We start from the raw sequence: 15,329 nt of genomic DNA on the forward strand, positions 1-15,329 counted from the left end.
CTGCCGGAACCGGTCGTTCGTGACACGGAGTTCACCCGGAATTCGCCCGACCGGGGAAGGGGACGGGCCCCGTTCCGTCAGACATGAGGAGCCGTCCATGACCGACGCGACCGTCCCCTTCCGCGCGGGCCACGACGGATACGCCGCCTTCCGCATCCCGGCCGTCGTCGCCACCGGGGCCGGCACCCTGCTCGCGTTCTGTGAGGGCCGGGCCGACTCCTCGGCCGACCACGGGCGCATCGACATCGTGCTGAAACGGTCCACGGACGGCGGCCGGACCTGGGGGCCGCTCCTGGTCGCGGCGAGCAACGGCAAGAACCTCGCCGGCAACCCCGCGCCCGTCGTGCTCGACACCGGCCGGATCCTGCTCGTGCACATACGCGCCGCGGCCCGGGCCACCGAGGCCGACATCCTGCGCGGCCGGGTCAAGGACGCCGACGGGCGCCGCGTGTGGGTGCGGCACAGCGACGACGACGGCCTCACCTGGTCCACGCCGACGGAGATCACCGCGCGGGTGAAGAAGCCCGGCTGGCGCTGGTACGCCACCACCCCCGGGCACGCCCTCCAGCTAAGCGGCGGGCGCGTCCTCGTCCCCGCCAACCACACGCTGCCGCCCACCGGCACCGACACCGGCGCCGAGGCCCGGTACAACAGCGGCCACTGCCTGCTCAGCGACGACCGCGGCGCGAGCTGGTACCTCGGCTACGTGGACGAGAACACCGACGGCTACGTCAACGTCAACGAGACCACCGCCGCCGAACTCCCCGACGGCCGCGTCTACCTCAACACCCGCAACGACTCGCCCTCGCCCGGCAACCGGGCCGACGCCCACTCCGAGGACGGCGGCCGGACCCTCGTGAAGCCCTTCCGCCCGCAGGCCGGGCTGCCCGCACCGGTCTGCCAGGCCTCCGTCCTCCAGCTCCGCGACCCCGACCTGCTCCTCTGCTCCGGCCCGGCCGACCCGGCCGCCCGCGCCCTGATGACGATCCGCGCCTCCGCCGACGGCGGCACCACCTGGCACACGGCGTTCACCGTCGACGGGCTGCCCGCCGCCTACTCCGACCTGGTCCGCATCGACCGGCACACGGTCGGGCTGCTGTACGAGACCGGTGACTTCGGCGCCTACGAGACGATCACCTTCCGCCGGGTGCCCGTGCAGCGGCTGACCTGATCCGGTACGGGCCCGCAGGCGGACGTAGAGTCGGGCCATGACCTCTACCGACAGCGCACAGAAGGCCCCCGCCAAGGACCCCTGGGACCTGCCCGACGTCTCCGGGTACGTCGTCGGCGTGCTCGGCGGCACCGGACCGCAGGGCAAGGGCCTCGCCCACCGGCTCGCCCGGGCCGGCCAGAAGGTGATCATCGGCTCCCGGTCCGCCGAGCGCGCCCAGGCCGCCGCCGCGGAACTCGGCGACGGCGTCGAGGGCGCGGACAACGCCGAGACCGCGCGCCGCAGCGACATCGTGATCGTCGCCGTACCTTGGGACGGCCACGGCGACACGCTGAAGGCCCTGCGCGAGGAACTGGCCGGCAAGCTCGTCGTGGACTGCGTCAACCCGCTCGGCTTCGACAAGAAGGGCGCCTACGCCCTCAGGCCCGAGGAGGGCAGCGCCGCCGAGCAGGCCGCCGCCCTGCTGCCGGACTCCCGGGTCACCGCCGCCTTCCACCACCTCTCGGCCGTCCTGCTCCAGGACCCCGAGGTCGAGCAGATCGACACCGATGTGATGGTGCTCGGCGAGGAGCGCGCCGACGTGGAGATCGTGCAGGCGCTGGCCGGGCGCGTCCCCGGCATGCGCGGCGTCTTCGCCGGCCGGCTCCGCAATGCTCACCAGGTCGAGTCGCTCGTCGCGAACCTGATCTCCGTCAACCGCCGGTACAAGGCGCACGCCGGGCTCCGCGTCACCGACGTGTGAGACCGGGCGGGCCATGGGGGACACTGGTCGTCGAAGCAGTGTCCCCCGCAAGGAGCCGAGCCCCATGCCCCTCTTGCCCCCGCCCAGCCCGTCCCGGCGACTCGCCCTCTACACCCTGACCGTCTGCCTCCTCGCCGTGGCCGCCGCTGTCGTCTCCTTCGTCCAGGGGAGCTGGCTGGGCGTCGTCTGGGTGCTGCTGGCCGGTGTGACGTCCAACATGACCTGGTACTACCTCAAGCGCGGCCGGCCCGCCGGGGGCGACGGCACGTCCGTCACGAGCTGAGCGAGCAGATCTCCGGGCTGTCCTCCCAGAAGCGGTAGACCGCCTCGCCGCAGTACCGGGAGAAGCCGTCCACGCCCAGGCCGCCCAGGATCGTGTCGACCACGTCGAAGAACGCGCCGTTGACCGACGGCAGCCACAGCACCGCGAACACGAACAGCAGCCCGAACGGCGCGAACGGCTCCACCTGCCGCTTCACGTCGTACGACAGCCACGGCTCGATGACGCCGTAGCCGTCCAGGCCCGGCACCGGCAGGAAGTTCAGGATCGCCGCCGTCACCTGGAGCAGCGCCAGGAACGCCAGCGCGTTCCGGAACAGGCTGGGCACGCCGTCCAGGGCGTGCAGCCAGAACGGGGCCGTGCACACGGCCGCGAACAGCACGTTGGTCAGCGGCCCGGCCGCCGAGATCAGGCTGTGCCGCCAGCGGCCCTTGATCCGGTCCCGCTCGATGAACACGGCGCCGCCCGGCAGACCGATCCCGCCCATGATCACGAACACCACGGGCAGCACGATGCTGAGCAGCGCGTGCGTGTACTTCAGCGGGTTGAGCGTCAGATAGCCCTTGGCGCCGACCGTGATGTCCCCGCTGTGCAGGGCGGTGCGGGCGTGCGCGTACTCGTGCAGGCACAGGGAGACGATCCAGGCCGCGGTCACGAACAGGAACACCGCTATGCCCGGCTGCGCGGCGAACCCGGTCCAGGTGGCCCAGCCGGTCACCGCCGTCACGGCCAGGATCCCGACGAACACGGGACTGACCCTGCGGTCGCCGTGGCGGGTGGTGACGGTGGTCATGGGCGCGCTCCTGGAGTGCGGGGACGGTCGGTCAGGCGACCGTACCGGCCACGGACCCGTGGGGAAAACGTCTCGCGGTGGCCGTCCGGTTCCTTCAAGGTGGGGGAATGCCACGCACGAGGGTGTTCTACGAGGATTGGCAGATGGAGTGCTGCGGCACGCCGTTCGCGGTCGGGGACGAGGTCGGCTGGCGGCTCGTCGCGGTCGGCCCGCACGACCGCGAGGGCGACTACCGCGGCGCCGGATGGTGGGTGGAGAACCACGGCGGCCCCGACCACGAGACCGTCGGCCGCGTCCACGCCATCGAGCTGGTGCACCAGGACTACCTGGTCCACACCGACCCGCGCCTGGGCGAGCAGCTCGACCGTGCCCTGGATCCGGACGCGGAGCCCGGGGAAACGGTCCTGCTGCCGTCTCCCCACCGCATGGAACAGGTGCCCGGCGCGTGGAGCCTGGAGCCCGTCGACGCCTGCCCGAGGTGGTTTCGCGGCGAGGAACCCGACACGGAGCCCGGCCCCCGACGGGTGCGGCGCACCGTGGGCGCCCTGGTCACGCTGGACGTCACGAGGGTCAGGGACGTCGCCCCCGAGGACCCCGGCGCCACGCCGGACGGACCCGGTGACCGCCGCTGATCGCCACAGGGACAATGGACCGGTGCGCTATCGGCTGCTCGGCACCATCCAGGCCCTCCGCCCCGACGGTACGTCCGTCCCGGTCGGCGGGGCGCGGCTGCGTGCCCTGCTGAGCGTGCTCGCGCTCCGGGCGGGCCGGGCCGTGCCCGTGGCCGTGCTGGTGGACGAGGTCTGGGGCGACGACCCGCCCGCCGACGCCGCCGGTGCGCTCCAGGCGCTCGTCGGCAGGCTGCGGCGGGCGCTCGGTGCCGGCGCCGTCGCCTCCGCCGACGGCGGCTACCGGCTCACCGCCGCGCCCGACGACATCGACCTCACCCGCTTCGACCGGCTGACCGGCGACGGGCTGCGCGCGCTCGCCGACGGCGACCCGGCCGAGGCCGCCGCCGTCCTCGACGACGCCCTCGCCCTGTGGCGCGGCCCGGCCCTCGCCGACCTGCCCGACCGCAGCGCCGAGGCGGCCCGCTGGGACGCCCGCCGTCTCGACGCCCTGCGCGCCCGGCACACCGCCGCCCTCGCTCTCGGCCGGGCCGAGCAGTCACTGCCCGAGCTGACCGCCCTGTGCGACGGACACCCGCTGGACGAGCCGCTCCAGGCGCTGCGGCTGCGCGCCCTGCGCGACACCGGCCGCCCGGCCCGGGCACTGGCCGCCTACGAGGACGTACGACGGCTCCTCGCGGACCGGCTCGGCTCCGACCCCGGCCCCGAACTGCGCGCCCTGCACACCGAGTTGCTGGACGAGGAGCCGATGGAGGCGCGGCCCGCGGCGGGCCCGGGCAACCTGCCCGCCCGGCTCACCTCCTTCGTCGGCCGGGAGGCCGACCTCGCGGCCCTCGGCGCCGACCTCGGCAGGCACCGCCTGGTCACCCTGCTCGGGCCCGGCGGCGCCGGCAAGACCCGGCTGTCCCAGGAGGCCGCGGCGGCGGTTCGGCACACCGTCCGGGACGGGGTCTGGCTCGCCGAACTGGCCCCCGTGGACGACCCGGACGCCGTGCCGCAGGCCGTGCTCACCGCGATCGGCGCCCGCGAGACCGTGCTGCACGGCGCCGGCGTGGAGACCATGCGCGCGGTCGCCGACCGGCACGGCGACCCCCTCGAACGGCTCGTGGAGCACTGCGCCCGGCGCCGCATGCTGATCGTCCTGGACAACTGCGAGCACGTCGTCGACGCCGCCGCCCGGCTGACCGAACGGCTGCTGGCCCGCTGCCCGGAGCTGACCGTCCTCGCCACCAGCCGGGAACCCCTGGGAGTGCCGGGGGAGTTGGTGCGGCCGGTGGAGCCGCTGCCCGAGCCGGTCGCGCTGCGGCTGCTCGCCGAGCGCGGCGCGGCGGCCCGCCCCGGGTTCCGGGTCGGTGACGACGCCGAGGCCTGTGCCGAGATCTGCCGCCGGCTGGACGGGCTGCCCCTCGCCATCGAGCTGGCCGCGGCCCGGTTGCGCATGCTGTCCCCCCGCCAGATAGCGGACCGGCTGGACGACCGCTTCCGGCTGCTCACCTCCGGCAGCCGCACCGTACTGCCGCGCCAGCAGACGCTGCGCGCCGTCGTGGACTGGTCCTGGGAGCTGCTGGACGCGGACGAACGGGACGTGCTGGCCCGGCTGTCGGTCTTCGCCGGCGGCTGCGACCTGGCCGCCGCGGAGGCCGTGTGCGGGCCCGTCGCTCTGGACGCCCTCGGCTCCCTGGTCGACAAGTCCCTCGTGGTGGCCGCCCCGTCACCCGGCGGCGGCATGCGCTACCGGCTGCTGGAGACCGTCGCCGAGTACGCCGCGGAACGGCTCGCCGAGACCGGCCGCCGTACCGAGGCCGACCGCGCCCACCTGACGTACTACCGCGAACTCGCCCGCACCACCGACCCGTTGCTGCGCGGGCCCGAACAGCGCGCCGCCATCGACCGGTTCGAGCTGGAGTACGAGAACCTGCGCACCGCCCTGCGGTCCGCGGTCGCCCTGGGCGACGAGCAGGAGGGGCTGTGCCTGGTGCTGTCCCTGGTCTGGTTCTGGCAGATGCGCGACCAGCGCATCGAGACCCGCACCTGGTGCCAGGAGGTCATGGCGCTCGGCCCCGACCCGTTCGCCGAACCGGTGCGCCGCGCCCGTCCGGTGTGGCGGCGCTGCACCGACACCCCGCCCCCGTACACCGGCGAGAACCTCGCCGAGGCCCGGCGCGGTGTCCATCTGGCCCACCTGGCCTGTATGGACACCGAAATCGACACCTGGCAGACGCCCGAGGCGCAGGCGAAGCTGCGCGCGGTCACCCGGGCCTACGAACCAGGCCTGCCGCAGGCCTGCCGGGCCCCCGGCATGCTGTGGTTCTTCGCCGAGCTGCTGACCGGCCGCGCGGAGCGGCTGTACACCATCATCGACGCCTGCGTGCGGACCTGCCGGGACACCCCGGGCTACGAGTGGGAGCTGGCCGGCGCGCTGCAGATGCGCGCGGGCCTCCTCGCCAACCGCACCGCCTGGGCCGGTGACGCCGCCCGCGACGCCGACGAGTCCCTGGAGATCTACCGCCGTCTCGGCGACGCCTGGGGCACCACCGAGGCCCTGTCGGCCCGCGGCGAGGCCCGGCGAACGCAAGGGCGCCTACCGCGAGGCCGCCGCCGACTACCGGGCGGCCATCGAGCACGCCGAACGCCTCGGTGCCCGCGCCCAGATGGCCGTGCTCCGCGCCCGGCTGGGCGGCGTGCTCGTGGAGTCGGGGGACGCCGAACGCGGCGAGCGGCTGCTCCGGGAGGTCATCGACAGCCAGGACGGCACCCTGCACGAGGCGATGCCCGCCGCCCGGCTGTGCCTCGCCGCCTGGCTCGGCCTGACCGACCGCACCGCCGAGGCGCGCGAACAGCTACGGCTGCTGCGCGAGGAGCTGCCGGTCGCGCACTTCGTCGTGTTCGACGCCATGATCGTCGGCCAGCAGGCCTGGCTGGACGCCCTGGACGGGCGCACCGAGGAGGCCCTCGCCCAGGCCCGCAGGGCCTTGCGCCTCGCCGCCGACCCGCTGTCCCAAGCCATCGCCCCGCACCAGCACTCCCTCTGCCTGACGGTCGCCGCGATGGCCCTCGCGGGCGCCGGTGGGGACGCCGGCGGAGGCCGCCGCACCTCGGACGCGGCCCGCTGTCTGGCCGCCGCCCGGGCGCTGCTGCCGCCCGGCCATGTCGCCTCCCGGGTGGAGCAGCGGGCGTACGACATGACCGAGGCCCGCGTCCGCGAGACGCTCGGCCCCGGGTACGAGGCCGCGTACGCCGAGGGCGGTGGCCTCTCCCTCGCGGAGGCCACCGCCCTGGTGTGAGCGAACGCGAACGTCAGCTCTTCGTCCGGAACTTGTGGATCGCGACCGGCGCCATGACCGCGGTGAGCCCCACCGACCAGATCAGCGTCACCCACAGATGGTGGGCGACCGGGCCGCCCTCCATCAGGCCGCGGGCGGTGTCGGCCAGCGCGGAGAGCGGGTTGTAGTCGGTGAACGACTGGAGCCAGCCCGGCATGGAGGCGGTCGGCGCGAAGATCGACGAGCCGAACTGCAGGGGCATCAGCACCAGGAAGCCCATGGCCTGCACGGACTGGGCGCTCTTCATCATCACGCCGAGCGTGAGGAACACCCACATCAGCGCGGAGCCGAACAGCGCGGACAGCGCCACGGAGGCGAGCAGGCCGCTCCAGTGCTTGATGTCGTAGCCCACCAGCACGGCGACCACCATCAGGACCGCCGTCGCCAACAGCATCCGCATCAGCTCGACCGCGATCTTCGCGAAGAGCACGGAGCCGCGGCCGATGGGCAGCGAGCGGAAGCGGTCCATGACACCGGAGTTGAAGTCCTGGTTGAAGCCGGTGCCCACGCCCTGGGCCATGTTCATGCCCATCATGGCCATGAGTCCGGGCACCACGTACTGGACGTACTGGTCCTGGCCGCCGCCCAGCGACTGTCCGATGGAACCGCCGAAGACGTACACGAACAGCAGCGTGAAGACGACCGGGAACAGGATGGCGTCGAACATCGACTCCGGGTCCTGCCGGATCCACAGCAGGTTGCGGCGGATCAGCGCGCCGGTGTGGCGCAGATGGGCGCGGAGCGAGATGGGCGTGTCGGCCGCGTGCGGGGCCGGCGCGAGAGTGGCGGCGCTCATACGGCGACCTCCTGACGGTCATCGGCGGGGACGGCGTCCTGCGGGGCACTGGCACGGTGGCCGGTGAGGGACAGGAACACCTCGTCCAGGCTGGGAAGTTCGGTGGTGATGGCGGAGATCGTGATGCCGCGCGCGGTGACGGCGCCGACCACCGCGGTCAGTTGCTCGTCGCTCAGGATCGGCACCAGCAGGGTGCCGGTCTGGTGGTCCACGGTGGTGGACGCGAGGCCGGTGATGCCCAGCTCGTCCAGCATGACGGCGAGGGGCCGCAGTTGGAGCGGGTCCAGCGGGCGGACCCGCAGGGTGCGTCCGCCGACCCGGGCCTTCAGCTCCTCGATGCCGCCGCCCGCGATGACCCGGCCGCGGTCCACGACGGTCAGCTCGGAGGCGAGCTGCTCGGCCTCCTCCATGTACTGGGTGGTGAGCAGCACGGTGACGCCCTCGCCGACCATCGCCTTCACCTCGTCCCACACCTCGTTGCGGGTGCGGGGGTCGAGGCCGGTCGTCGGCTCGTCCAGGTACAGCACGGCCGGGCGGCCGATCATCGAGGCGGCGAGGTCCAGCCGGCGCCGCATGCCCCCGGAGTACGTGCTCGCCGGACGCCGGGCCGCCTCCGTCAGCGAGAACCGCTCCAGCAGCTCGTCGGCGCGGGTGCGGGCGTCCTTGCGGGACAGGTCGAGCAGCCGGCCGATCAGGTAGAGGTTCTCCCAGCCGGGGAGCTTCTCGTCCACCGAGGCGTACTGGCCGGTGAGGCCTATGACCCGGCGTAGCTGCCGGGGCTGGCGGACGACGTCGTAGCCGGCCACGGTGGCCCGTCCGGCGTCGGGGGTGATCAGGGTGGACAGGATGCGTACGAGGGTGGTCTTGCCGGCGCCGTTCGGCCCGAGCACACCCATCACGGTGCCCTCGCGCACGTCCAGGTCGACACCGTCCAGCGCTTTGGTCTCGCCGTAGTGCTTGACCAGTCCCCGTACGGTCACGGCGTGGGCCACGCCGGCGGGGTTGTCGTCGATGCGTGTCATGGGGATGACAGTGCCAGGGCCCACCGACAAACGGCCGACAGAGCGCCTACAGCGCTCGCCCGGCGTCTGTCGGAGACCTGTAGGCGCCGCGTCGGCCGCCCCGACACCCCCCGCCGGCAGCTACGCGTCCGCCCTGCCGGCCGCTACGGCGCCCGCCCTGCCGGCCCTTACGACACCTCCCGGATGCGGCCGCTGACGATCTCCCCGCCCGCCACCGTGTAGGTGCCCCGGAACTCGCGCACGCTGCCGTCGTACTGGCTCGCCCGGAGGTCGACGCTCACCTCGCCGTTGCCGTCGTCGGAGGCGGTGACGTCGACGTGCGCCGTGGAGGCGAAGCCCGTCACCCAGTCCGCGTAGGTGCCCGGGGCGAGGTGGGAGCCGCCCATGTCCCAGGCCGCCGAGTAGTTCCCGGCGTTGAGGTGGTCGTAGTACGTCATCACGACCGTGCGCGCGTCCTGGACGCCGGCCGTCGGTTCGGGCGTCCCGGTGTCCGGGGCGCTGCTGTAGTCGGACGGGGAGTCGGCGGCGGGGTAGGTCTCCGACGTGCCGGTTCCGTCGTCGTAGGGGGACGAGGTGACGTCCGAGCCGTCGTACGAGGGCCCGGGGGAGAGCGGAGCGGTGGGGAGGGCACCCGCCGAGGGGGTGTCGGGGCGGCCGGCGACGGCCACCCAGAGCGTCACGCCGCCGGCCGCCAGGACGGCCACCAGGGCCCAGGGCAGCCAGCCCGGCAGCCGCGTGGCGCCCACCCGCAGATACGTGACCCGGTCGGCGGTGCCGGCCGGGTCCCCGGCGGCGCGCGGCGCCCCGCAGTGGGCACAGTCCGTCCGCGCGGTGTCCTCGACGCGCGCGCCGCAGTGAACACAGAAGTGCATGGCCCCGTCCTCCGTCTACAGGCCCCGGACGGCTTCTTCGATCGTCACCGCGAGGGAGGCCAGCGCGGTGAAGCCGGGTACGGCCTCCACCAGCGCCCTGGCGACCCGGCGGAGCTTTCCCGTACGGGGTTCCGGTGCGGCCAGCTCCTCGCGCGCGTCCTCGGCGAACTCCGCCAGGTCCTCCCGCTCCGGGTGGTCCGACCCGCGCAGTTCCCCGATGAACCGGGCCAGCAGCTCGCTGATCTCCTGCGGGGTCGGCGCGGGGCCGTCTACGCCCTCGGCCGCTGCCCGTTCCGTGACCCGGAAGTCGACGCGCGCGTTGCTGCCGCTCGCGACCACCGCGTTCCTGACCTGAGCGCTCCCCGTCGCGATGACGCCGTCGTTGCTGCGTCCGTCCATGCCGCTCCCCGTTCGTCCGTTCGGTGTGCCGTCGCCGTCAGTCCGTGTTGGGCCGCGGGATCTTGCTGAGGATGGTCGAGATACGGGACCTGTCGCCCGAGGCGACCGAGCTGGACTCGACCTTCGCCCCCGCGGTGGCGATGATGCCGTTGTTGATGATGGTCTCCTGACGCTTGATCAGATCGCCCGCGTCGATGTCGTGTTCCAGGGCGAACTCCACCAGGGCGTCTAGGATGCGCCGTTCCACGGTCTTGAGGACCATGCCGGAGTCGACCTTCTGGAAGTACCGCCGGTGGTCCGTGGCGGAGGCGAGCTGCCGCACGCTGTCACGCGCCCCGTAGTCGAACATCCCGAGCCGGGTGATCTGCCGGTGCTGCTTCTTCAGCCGGCTCCGCAGCCGGAAGTCCGGGAAGAAGCCCATGACCGCGCGCGCCGGCGAGGCGATCAGCACGAACGGCGTGCTGGCCAGGGTCTGGAACAGCATCGTGAGGAACTCGCGCGGCGAGGGGTACGGCATCAGGCTGTCGATCGTCCGGTAGCGGTCCAGCAGCGGGCACAGCACGGTGGGCACGGCCTCCACGAACAGGTTGGAGTCCGAGCGCACGAGCCGCAGGAACATCGAGGTGATCAGCTCCCCGCCCCAGCCCGAGGAGTGCGTGACCAGGTAGACGCGCGCGGTCTCCTCCGGAGCCCGTTTCAGCGCGTCCAGCCGGTCGGGGCCGATCTGGGCGGCGGGGCGGCCGAGCGGGTCCGGCAGGAAGCGGGTGTCGCCCAGCAGCGCCGCCCCCTCCACGAAGACCCGCTCCTCCAGTTCCAGGCAGGGCAGCGACAGCTCGCCGACCCGTCGGGCGATGTGGGCGTACAGGTCCGCGACGTCGAACTCCCGCGGCCGCACGCCCTCGCGTCCCGAGGCGGTCACGTCGAAGATCAGCGACCACGAGTCGAGTTCCTGGCCGTAGCCGGTGAACGGGGAGTAGTCGCTGTAGACGGTGAGGTTGCCGTGCGCGTACTCGTCGATCTGGCGCAGCCGGCGGGCCGCGGACTCGTTGGGCGGCGGGGGTGCCTGCGCCGGGTCGAACCGGTCCGGCCGCAGCCGCTGCAGGCGCTCGCCGTACTGGCTGGAGAGCGCGAAGACCAGCGTCGTCAACCAGGCGAACAGGAACATCAGCACCACGGCCAGGCCGCTGTGCAGCACCAGCAGCCCGATGGCCGCGATCAGGAACTCGGCCGCCAGCAGCAGGTCCCTGGCGTGCCGCCGTGCGTTGGCCTCGTAGGCGTACCGCAGGACCACCGGTACGTCGCACCCGGGGGCCGGTGCCACGCCCAGATGCGGTTCGGCGGCGATGTCCCTGATCAGCGAGTCGGCGTAACTCCGGTCCAGGAAGACGGCCGCGCACATGTACCGGGTCAGGTCCCGGCCGCCGGTCCAGCGGGGAACGGCCAGGCCGCGTGCCGGGCGGGCCGCCGGCGCCGGTCCGGCGACGGCCAGCGTGGCCCCGCACTCCCCGCAGAAGGCCGCCTCCGGCACGGTGGCGGCGGAGCAGTCGGAACAGGTGGTCTGCGGCTGGGCCATCGTCGCTCCCCCGGGTATGAGACGTCCCACATCACCCAGTGCACCACTCACGGAGGACCGGGAGGCCCCAGGAGCGTTTTCGAGGCCACTCCGTTACGTGGAGTTCGACAATTCCCTTTACGTACGCGGAAGTTGAGGCCAGAGCTTCACCGGTTCCGGCCGGAAAAGGGGGCAGCCCGCCGACGGGGGATGATCGGCGGGCTGCCCGGGGTGGTGCCGCAGTGGCTAGTGGACGGAGTGCTCGTCCAGCGGGAACGTTCCGCCGACGACGTCCTCCGCGAACGCCTTCACCGCGGTGCCCATGACCTCACGCAGGTCGGCGTACTTCTTGACGAACTTCGGCACCCGGCCGGACGTCAGACCCAGCATGTCGGTCCACACCAGCACCTGCGCGTCCGTCTCCGGGCCGGCCCCGATGCCCACGGTCGGGATGTGCAGCACCCGGGTCACCTCGGCTGCCAGCTCCGCCGGGACCAGCTCCAGCACGACCGCGAAGGCGCCCGCGTCCTGTACGGCCTTCGCGTCGCGCAGAAGCTGCTGCGCGGCCTCCTCGCCGCGCCCCTGCACGCGGTAGCCCATCGCGTTGACGGACTGCGGGGTCAGGCCGATGTGGGCCATGACCGGGATGCCGGACTCCGCCAGCAGCCGGATCTGCTCGTGCGAGCGCTCGCCGCCCTCCAGCTTGACCGCACCGACGCCGGCCTCCTTCACCAGCCGGGTCGCCGAGCGCAGCGCCTGCACCGGGCCCTCCTGGTAGGAGCCGAAGGGCAGGTCGCCGACGATCAGGGAGCGGGTCGTCCCGCGGACGACGGCCGCCGAGAGCATGGTCATCTCGTCGAGGGTGACGGGCACGGTGGTCTCGTACCCGAGGTGACAGTTGCCCGCCGAGTCGCCGACGAGGATCACCGGGATCCCGGCCTCGTCGAAGACGGACGCGGTCATCGCGTCGTAGGCGGTGAGCATGGGCCACTTCTCGCCCCGCTCCTTGGCGAGGGCGATGTCGCGGACGGTGATGCGGCGAGTGCCCTTCCCCCCGTACAGCGCCTTGCTGCCGTCGGAGGGCTTGTTCGGGGCAGCCGAAAGCTGCGTCATGGCAACGGCTCCTTCAGTCATCTCGAGGCGCCCTGACGGCGTCCCCGGATCGTCTCCATGGTGGCACCTCGTGCCAGGCACGGCCAGAGGGGGGGCGGTGTTTAAGGCCTTGGTAAAGAAAATAAGATACGAGACGGTTCCGTATCGAAATGGTTCTAGGCTCGGACCCATGACAAGTCCCGTCCCTGCCCCCCGGATACCGGAGGCGGTGCACCGGCGCCGCTGGGCGATCCTGGGCGTGTTGATGCTGAGCCTGCTCATCGTGGTGCTCGACAACTCGATCCTGAACGTCGCCATCAAGACCATCTCGACCCCGGCGCCCACCGGCCTCGGCGCCACCCAGAGCCAGATCGAATGGGCGATCAACGCCTACACCCTCGTCTTCGCCGGCCTGCTGTTCACCGCCGGCCTCGTCGGCGACCGGATCGGCCGCAAGAAGGTGCTGCTCGGCGGCATCGCCGTGTTCGGCATCGGCTCCGCCCTCGCCGCCGAGTCCGGCTCCCCGGCCCAGCTCATCGCCTTCCGCGCGCTGATGGCCGTCGGCGCCGCCTTCGTCATGCCCGCCACCCTCGCCGTACTGATGAACGTCTTCGAGCGCGACGAGCAGCCCAAGGCCATCGGCATGTGGGCCGGCGGCGTCGGCCTCGCCATCGCCATCGGCCCGATCACCGGCGGCGCCCTCCTCGACCACTTCTGGTGGGGCTCGGTCTTCTTCGTCAACGTGCCGATCGTGATCCTCGCGCTCGTCCTGATGGTGTGGCTGGTGCCCGACTCCCGCGACCCCAGCCCCGGCCGCCTCGACCCCATCGGCGTGGTCCTGTCCGTCGTCGGCCTGGTCCTGCTGGTCTACGGCATCATCAAGGGCGGCGAGCTGGCCGACTTCACCGACCCGAAGGTGCTGGCGACCATCATCGCCGGCCTCGTCGTGCTCGCCGGGTTCGTCGTCTTCGAGAAGCGCAGCGACCACCCCTCGCTGGACGTCGGCTACTTCAGGAACAAGGTCTTCTCGGCCGCCATGAGCGCCATCGCGCTCGTCTTCTTCGCGCTGATGGGCGTCACGTTCTTCGGCGTTTTCTACACCCAGAGCGTCCGCGGCTACTCGCCGCTGGAGTCGGGCGCGCTGATGCTGCCGCTCGCCGCCGCCCAGTTGATCTTCGCGCCGCGCGCCCGGCTGGTGGTCGACCGGTTCGGCAACAAGGCCACCACCACCGGCGGTCTGCTGCTGATCGCGGCGACGCTGGCCGCGTTCGCCGGCTTCGAGGCCGACACCCCGATCTGGCTGCTGGAGGTCGTCTTCTTCCTGATGGGCACCGGCATGGCGCACATCATGACGCCCACCTCGGTCGTCATCATGCAGGCCCTGCCGCGCGAGAAGGCCGGCTCCGCCTCAGCGCTCAGCAACACATTCCGCCAGGTCGGCGGCGCCCTCGGCATCGCCGTCCTCGGCTCGGTGCTCGCCACCTCGTACCGCAACGGGATCGAGGGCAAGCTCGGCGCCCTGCCGCCGGCCCTGCGCGACACCGCGGGCGAGTCCATCGAGGCCACCCTCGGCGTCGCCGCGAAGCTGGGCCCCCAGGGCCGGGCCCTGGTCACCCCCGCCGACGACGCCTTCCTGCACGCCATGCACGTCACCGCCCTGTGCGGTACGGGCGTCGCGCTGGTCGGAGCCGTGGTGGTGGCCCTGTTCCTGCCGGGCAGGCCGCCGGCCGGACAGTCGAAGGACCGGGAAGCGGAACTGGTCGGCGCCAAGGACTGACGGTCCGGCGCGACGTTCACGGGGGAAGGGGGTCGTTGCGGGACAATTCCCGCAGTCATCGAGAGGACGGTACGACGTGAGCCTTGCCGACAGCCGGCCGCGGCCGGAGGGACCCGCGCGGGGCCGGCCGCGCAGCGAAGCCGTGGAAAGCGCCATCCTGGAAGGCGTGATGAAGCTCCTGGAGGAGGGCGTCCCCCTCGCCGAGCTGTCCATCGAGCGCGTCGCGCGCACGGCCGGGGTCGGCAAGGCCACCATCTACCGCCGCTGGAGCGGCAAGGAAGAGCTGTTCGTCGACGTCGTCCGCGCCGCCGAGCCCCCCGACCCCGAACTCCCCGGCACCTCCCTGCGCGACGACCTCGTCGTGCTGCTGGAGTCCCTGCGCCGGCGCGGTCTGGCCAGCCGCTCCTCGGCGATCCTGCACAACGTGTACGCGCAGATGAAGAGCAGTCCGCGGATCTGGGCCGCCTACCACGCCAGCGTCATAGAGCCCCGCCGCGTCATCGGCCTGGACGTGCTGCGCCGCGGGCGGGAGAACGGCGAACTGCGCGCGGACGTCGACCTGGAACTGGCCAACGACATGTTCGTCGGCCCCATGCTCGTCCGCGCCGTCATGCGCCCGGACGCGGACCTGCCCGAGGGTCTGGCGGCGCAGATCGTCGACACGGTCCTGGCCGGCCTACGGCCCGTCAGCTCCACGGCCACGTCACGCTGATGTGCGCGTTTCGTCACAGACCCCGCCCGGACGGGGACTAACCGGAACCCCTCGTCCCGCCCCGTTCGTCCTCCTCTTCCGTAAGGCCGTCACGGGACGGCGGGAACGGAGCCGATCATCCCCTAGGGTCGGAAGCGGACGGGGGTCGAACGGTGTGCACGGCAGGCAG

The 15,329-nt window shown here is 72.7% G+C and carries 13 protein-coding genes and 1 pseudogene; 7 read left to right on the plus strand and 7 right to left on the minus strand.

Going from position 1 to position 15,329, the window contains the following annotated elements:
• The first annotated feature begins 97 nt into the window (after window positions 1-97).
• The 3 genes from D9753_RS25285 to D9753_RS25295 all read left to right on the plus strand — a co-directional run bounded on the left by D9753_RS25285 (window position 98) and on the right by D9753_RS25295 (window position 2,196).
• Window positions 98-1,171: a sialidase family protein gene (locus D9753_RS25285; protein WP_121789076.1), complete on the plus strand. Its 1,074-nt coding sequence runs from the start codon at window positions 98-100 to the stop codon at window positions 1,169-1,171.
• Between the two features lie 37 nt (window positions 1,172-1,208).
• On the plus strand, window positions 1,209-1,913 hold the full coding sequence (gene npdG, locus D9753_RS25290; protein ID WP_121789077.1) for an NADPH-dependent F420 reductase: 705 nt from the start codon (window positions 1,209-1,211) through the stop codon (window positions 1,911-1,913).
• Between the two features lie 64 nt (window positions 1,914-1,977).
• A complete protein-coding gene (locus tag D9753_RS25295; protein ID WP_121789078.1) occupies window positions 1,978-2,196 on the plus strand; it encodes a hypothetical protein in 219 nt (72 codons plus the stop codon).
• On the opposite strand, the gene D9753_RS25300 is transcribed toward D9753_RS25295, so the two are convergent.
• Entirely contained in the window at window positions 2,186-2,986 is an 801-nt protein-coding gene (locus D9753_RS25300; RefSeq protein WP_121789079.1) for a site-2 protease family protein, read from the minus strand. The genes D9753_RS25295 and D9753_RS25300 overlap by 11 nt on opposite strands.
• Before the next feature lie 107 nt (window positions 2,987-3,093).
• Between D9753_RS25300 and D9753_RS25305 the strand changes: the two genes are divergently transcribed.
• Window positions 3,094-3,618, plus strand: a complete 525-nt coding sequence (locus D9753_RS25305) for a DUF6578 domain-containing protein (protein ID WP_205614255.1) — start codon at window positions 3,094-3,096, stop codon at window positions 3,616-3,618.
• Window positions 3,605-6,899: pseudogene (locus tag D9753_RS25310) on the plus strand (BTAD domain-containing putative transcriptional regulator). Before D9753_RS25305 ends, D9753_RS25310 begins: the two are co-directional and overlap by 14 nt.
• 13 nt (window positions 6,900-6,912) lie before the next feature.
• Here the strand turns inward: D9753_RS25310 and D9753_RS25315 are convergent.
• The 6 genes from D9753_RS25315 to panB all read right to left on the minus strand — a co-directional run bounded on the left by D9753_RS25315 (window position 6,913) and on the right by panB (window position 12,692).
• Window positions 6,913-7,734 carry an ABC transporter permease gene (locus tag D9753_RS25315; RefSeq protein ID WP_121789080.1) on the minus strand — a complete coding sequence of 274 codons (822 nt, stop codon included), beginning with the start codon at window positions 7,732-7,734 and terminating at the stop codon, window positions 6,913-6,915.
• Window positions 7,731-8,756 (minus strand): ATP-binding cassette domain-containing protein, encoded by a 1,026-nt coding sequence (locus D9753_RS25320; RefSeq protein WP_163010787.1) that lies wholly within the window; start codon window positions 8,754-8,756, stop codon window positions 7,731-7,733. Before D9753_RS25320 ends, D9753_RS25315 begins: the two co-directional genes overlap by 4 nt.
• 167 nt (window positions 8,757-8,923) lie before the next feature.
• Window positions 8,924-9,628 (minus strand): hypothetical protein, encoded by a 705-nt coding sequence (locus D9753_RS25325; RefSeq protein ID WP_121789082.1) that lies wholly within the window; start codon window positions 9,626-9,628, stop codon window positions 8,924-8,926.
• Between the two features lie 15 nt (window positions 9,629-9,643).
• Window positions 9,644-10,027 (minus strand): hypothetical protein, encoded by a 384-nt coding sequence (locus D9753_RS25330; protein WP_121789083.1) that lies wholly within the window; start codon window positions 10,025-10,027, stop codon window positions 9,644-9,646.
• Window positions 10,028-10,064: 37 nt separating this feature from the next.
• Complete coding sequence (locus tag D9753_RS25335) at window positions 10,065-11,600, minus strand: zinc ribbon domain-containing protein (protein ID WP_121789084.1); 1,536 nt, start codon at window positions 11,598-11,600, stop codon at window positions 10,065-10,067.
• A 225-nt stretch (window positions 11,601-11,825) separates the two neighbouring features.
• The gene (gene panB, locus D9753_RS25340; RefSeq protein WP_121789085.1) at window positions 11,826-12,692 is read right to left on the minus strand and encodes a 3-methyl-2-oxobutanoate hydroxymethyltransferase; all 867 of its coding nucleotides are present in this window, start codon (window positions 12,690-12,692) and stop codon (window positions 11,826-11,828) included.
• A gap of 169 nt (window positions 12,693-12,861) precedes the next feature.
• Here panB and D9753_RS25345 point away from each other — a divergent pair, with 169 nt between their 5' ends.
• On the plus strand, window positions 12,862-14,448 hold the full coding sequence (locus D9753_RS25345; RefSeq protein WP_205614256.1) for an MFS transporter: 1,587 nt from the start codon (window positions 12,862-12,864) through the stop codon (window positions 14,446-14,448).
• A 76-nt stretch (window positions 14,449-14,524) separates the two neighbouring features.
• On the plus strand, window positions 14,525-15,160 hold the full coding sequence (locus D9753_RS25350; protein ID WP_121789087.1) for a TetR/AcrR family transcriptional regulator: 636 nt from the start codon (window positions 14,525-14,527) through the stop codon (window positions 15,158-15,160).
• Window positions 15,161-15,329: the final 169 nt, after the last annotated feature.

Source organism: Streptomyces dangxiongensis, assembly GCF_003675325.1.
Taxonomy (GTDB): domain Bacteria; phylum Actinomycetota; class Actinomycetes; order Streptomycetales; family Streptomycetaceae; genus Streptomyces; species Streptomyces dangxiongensis.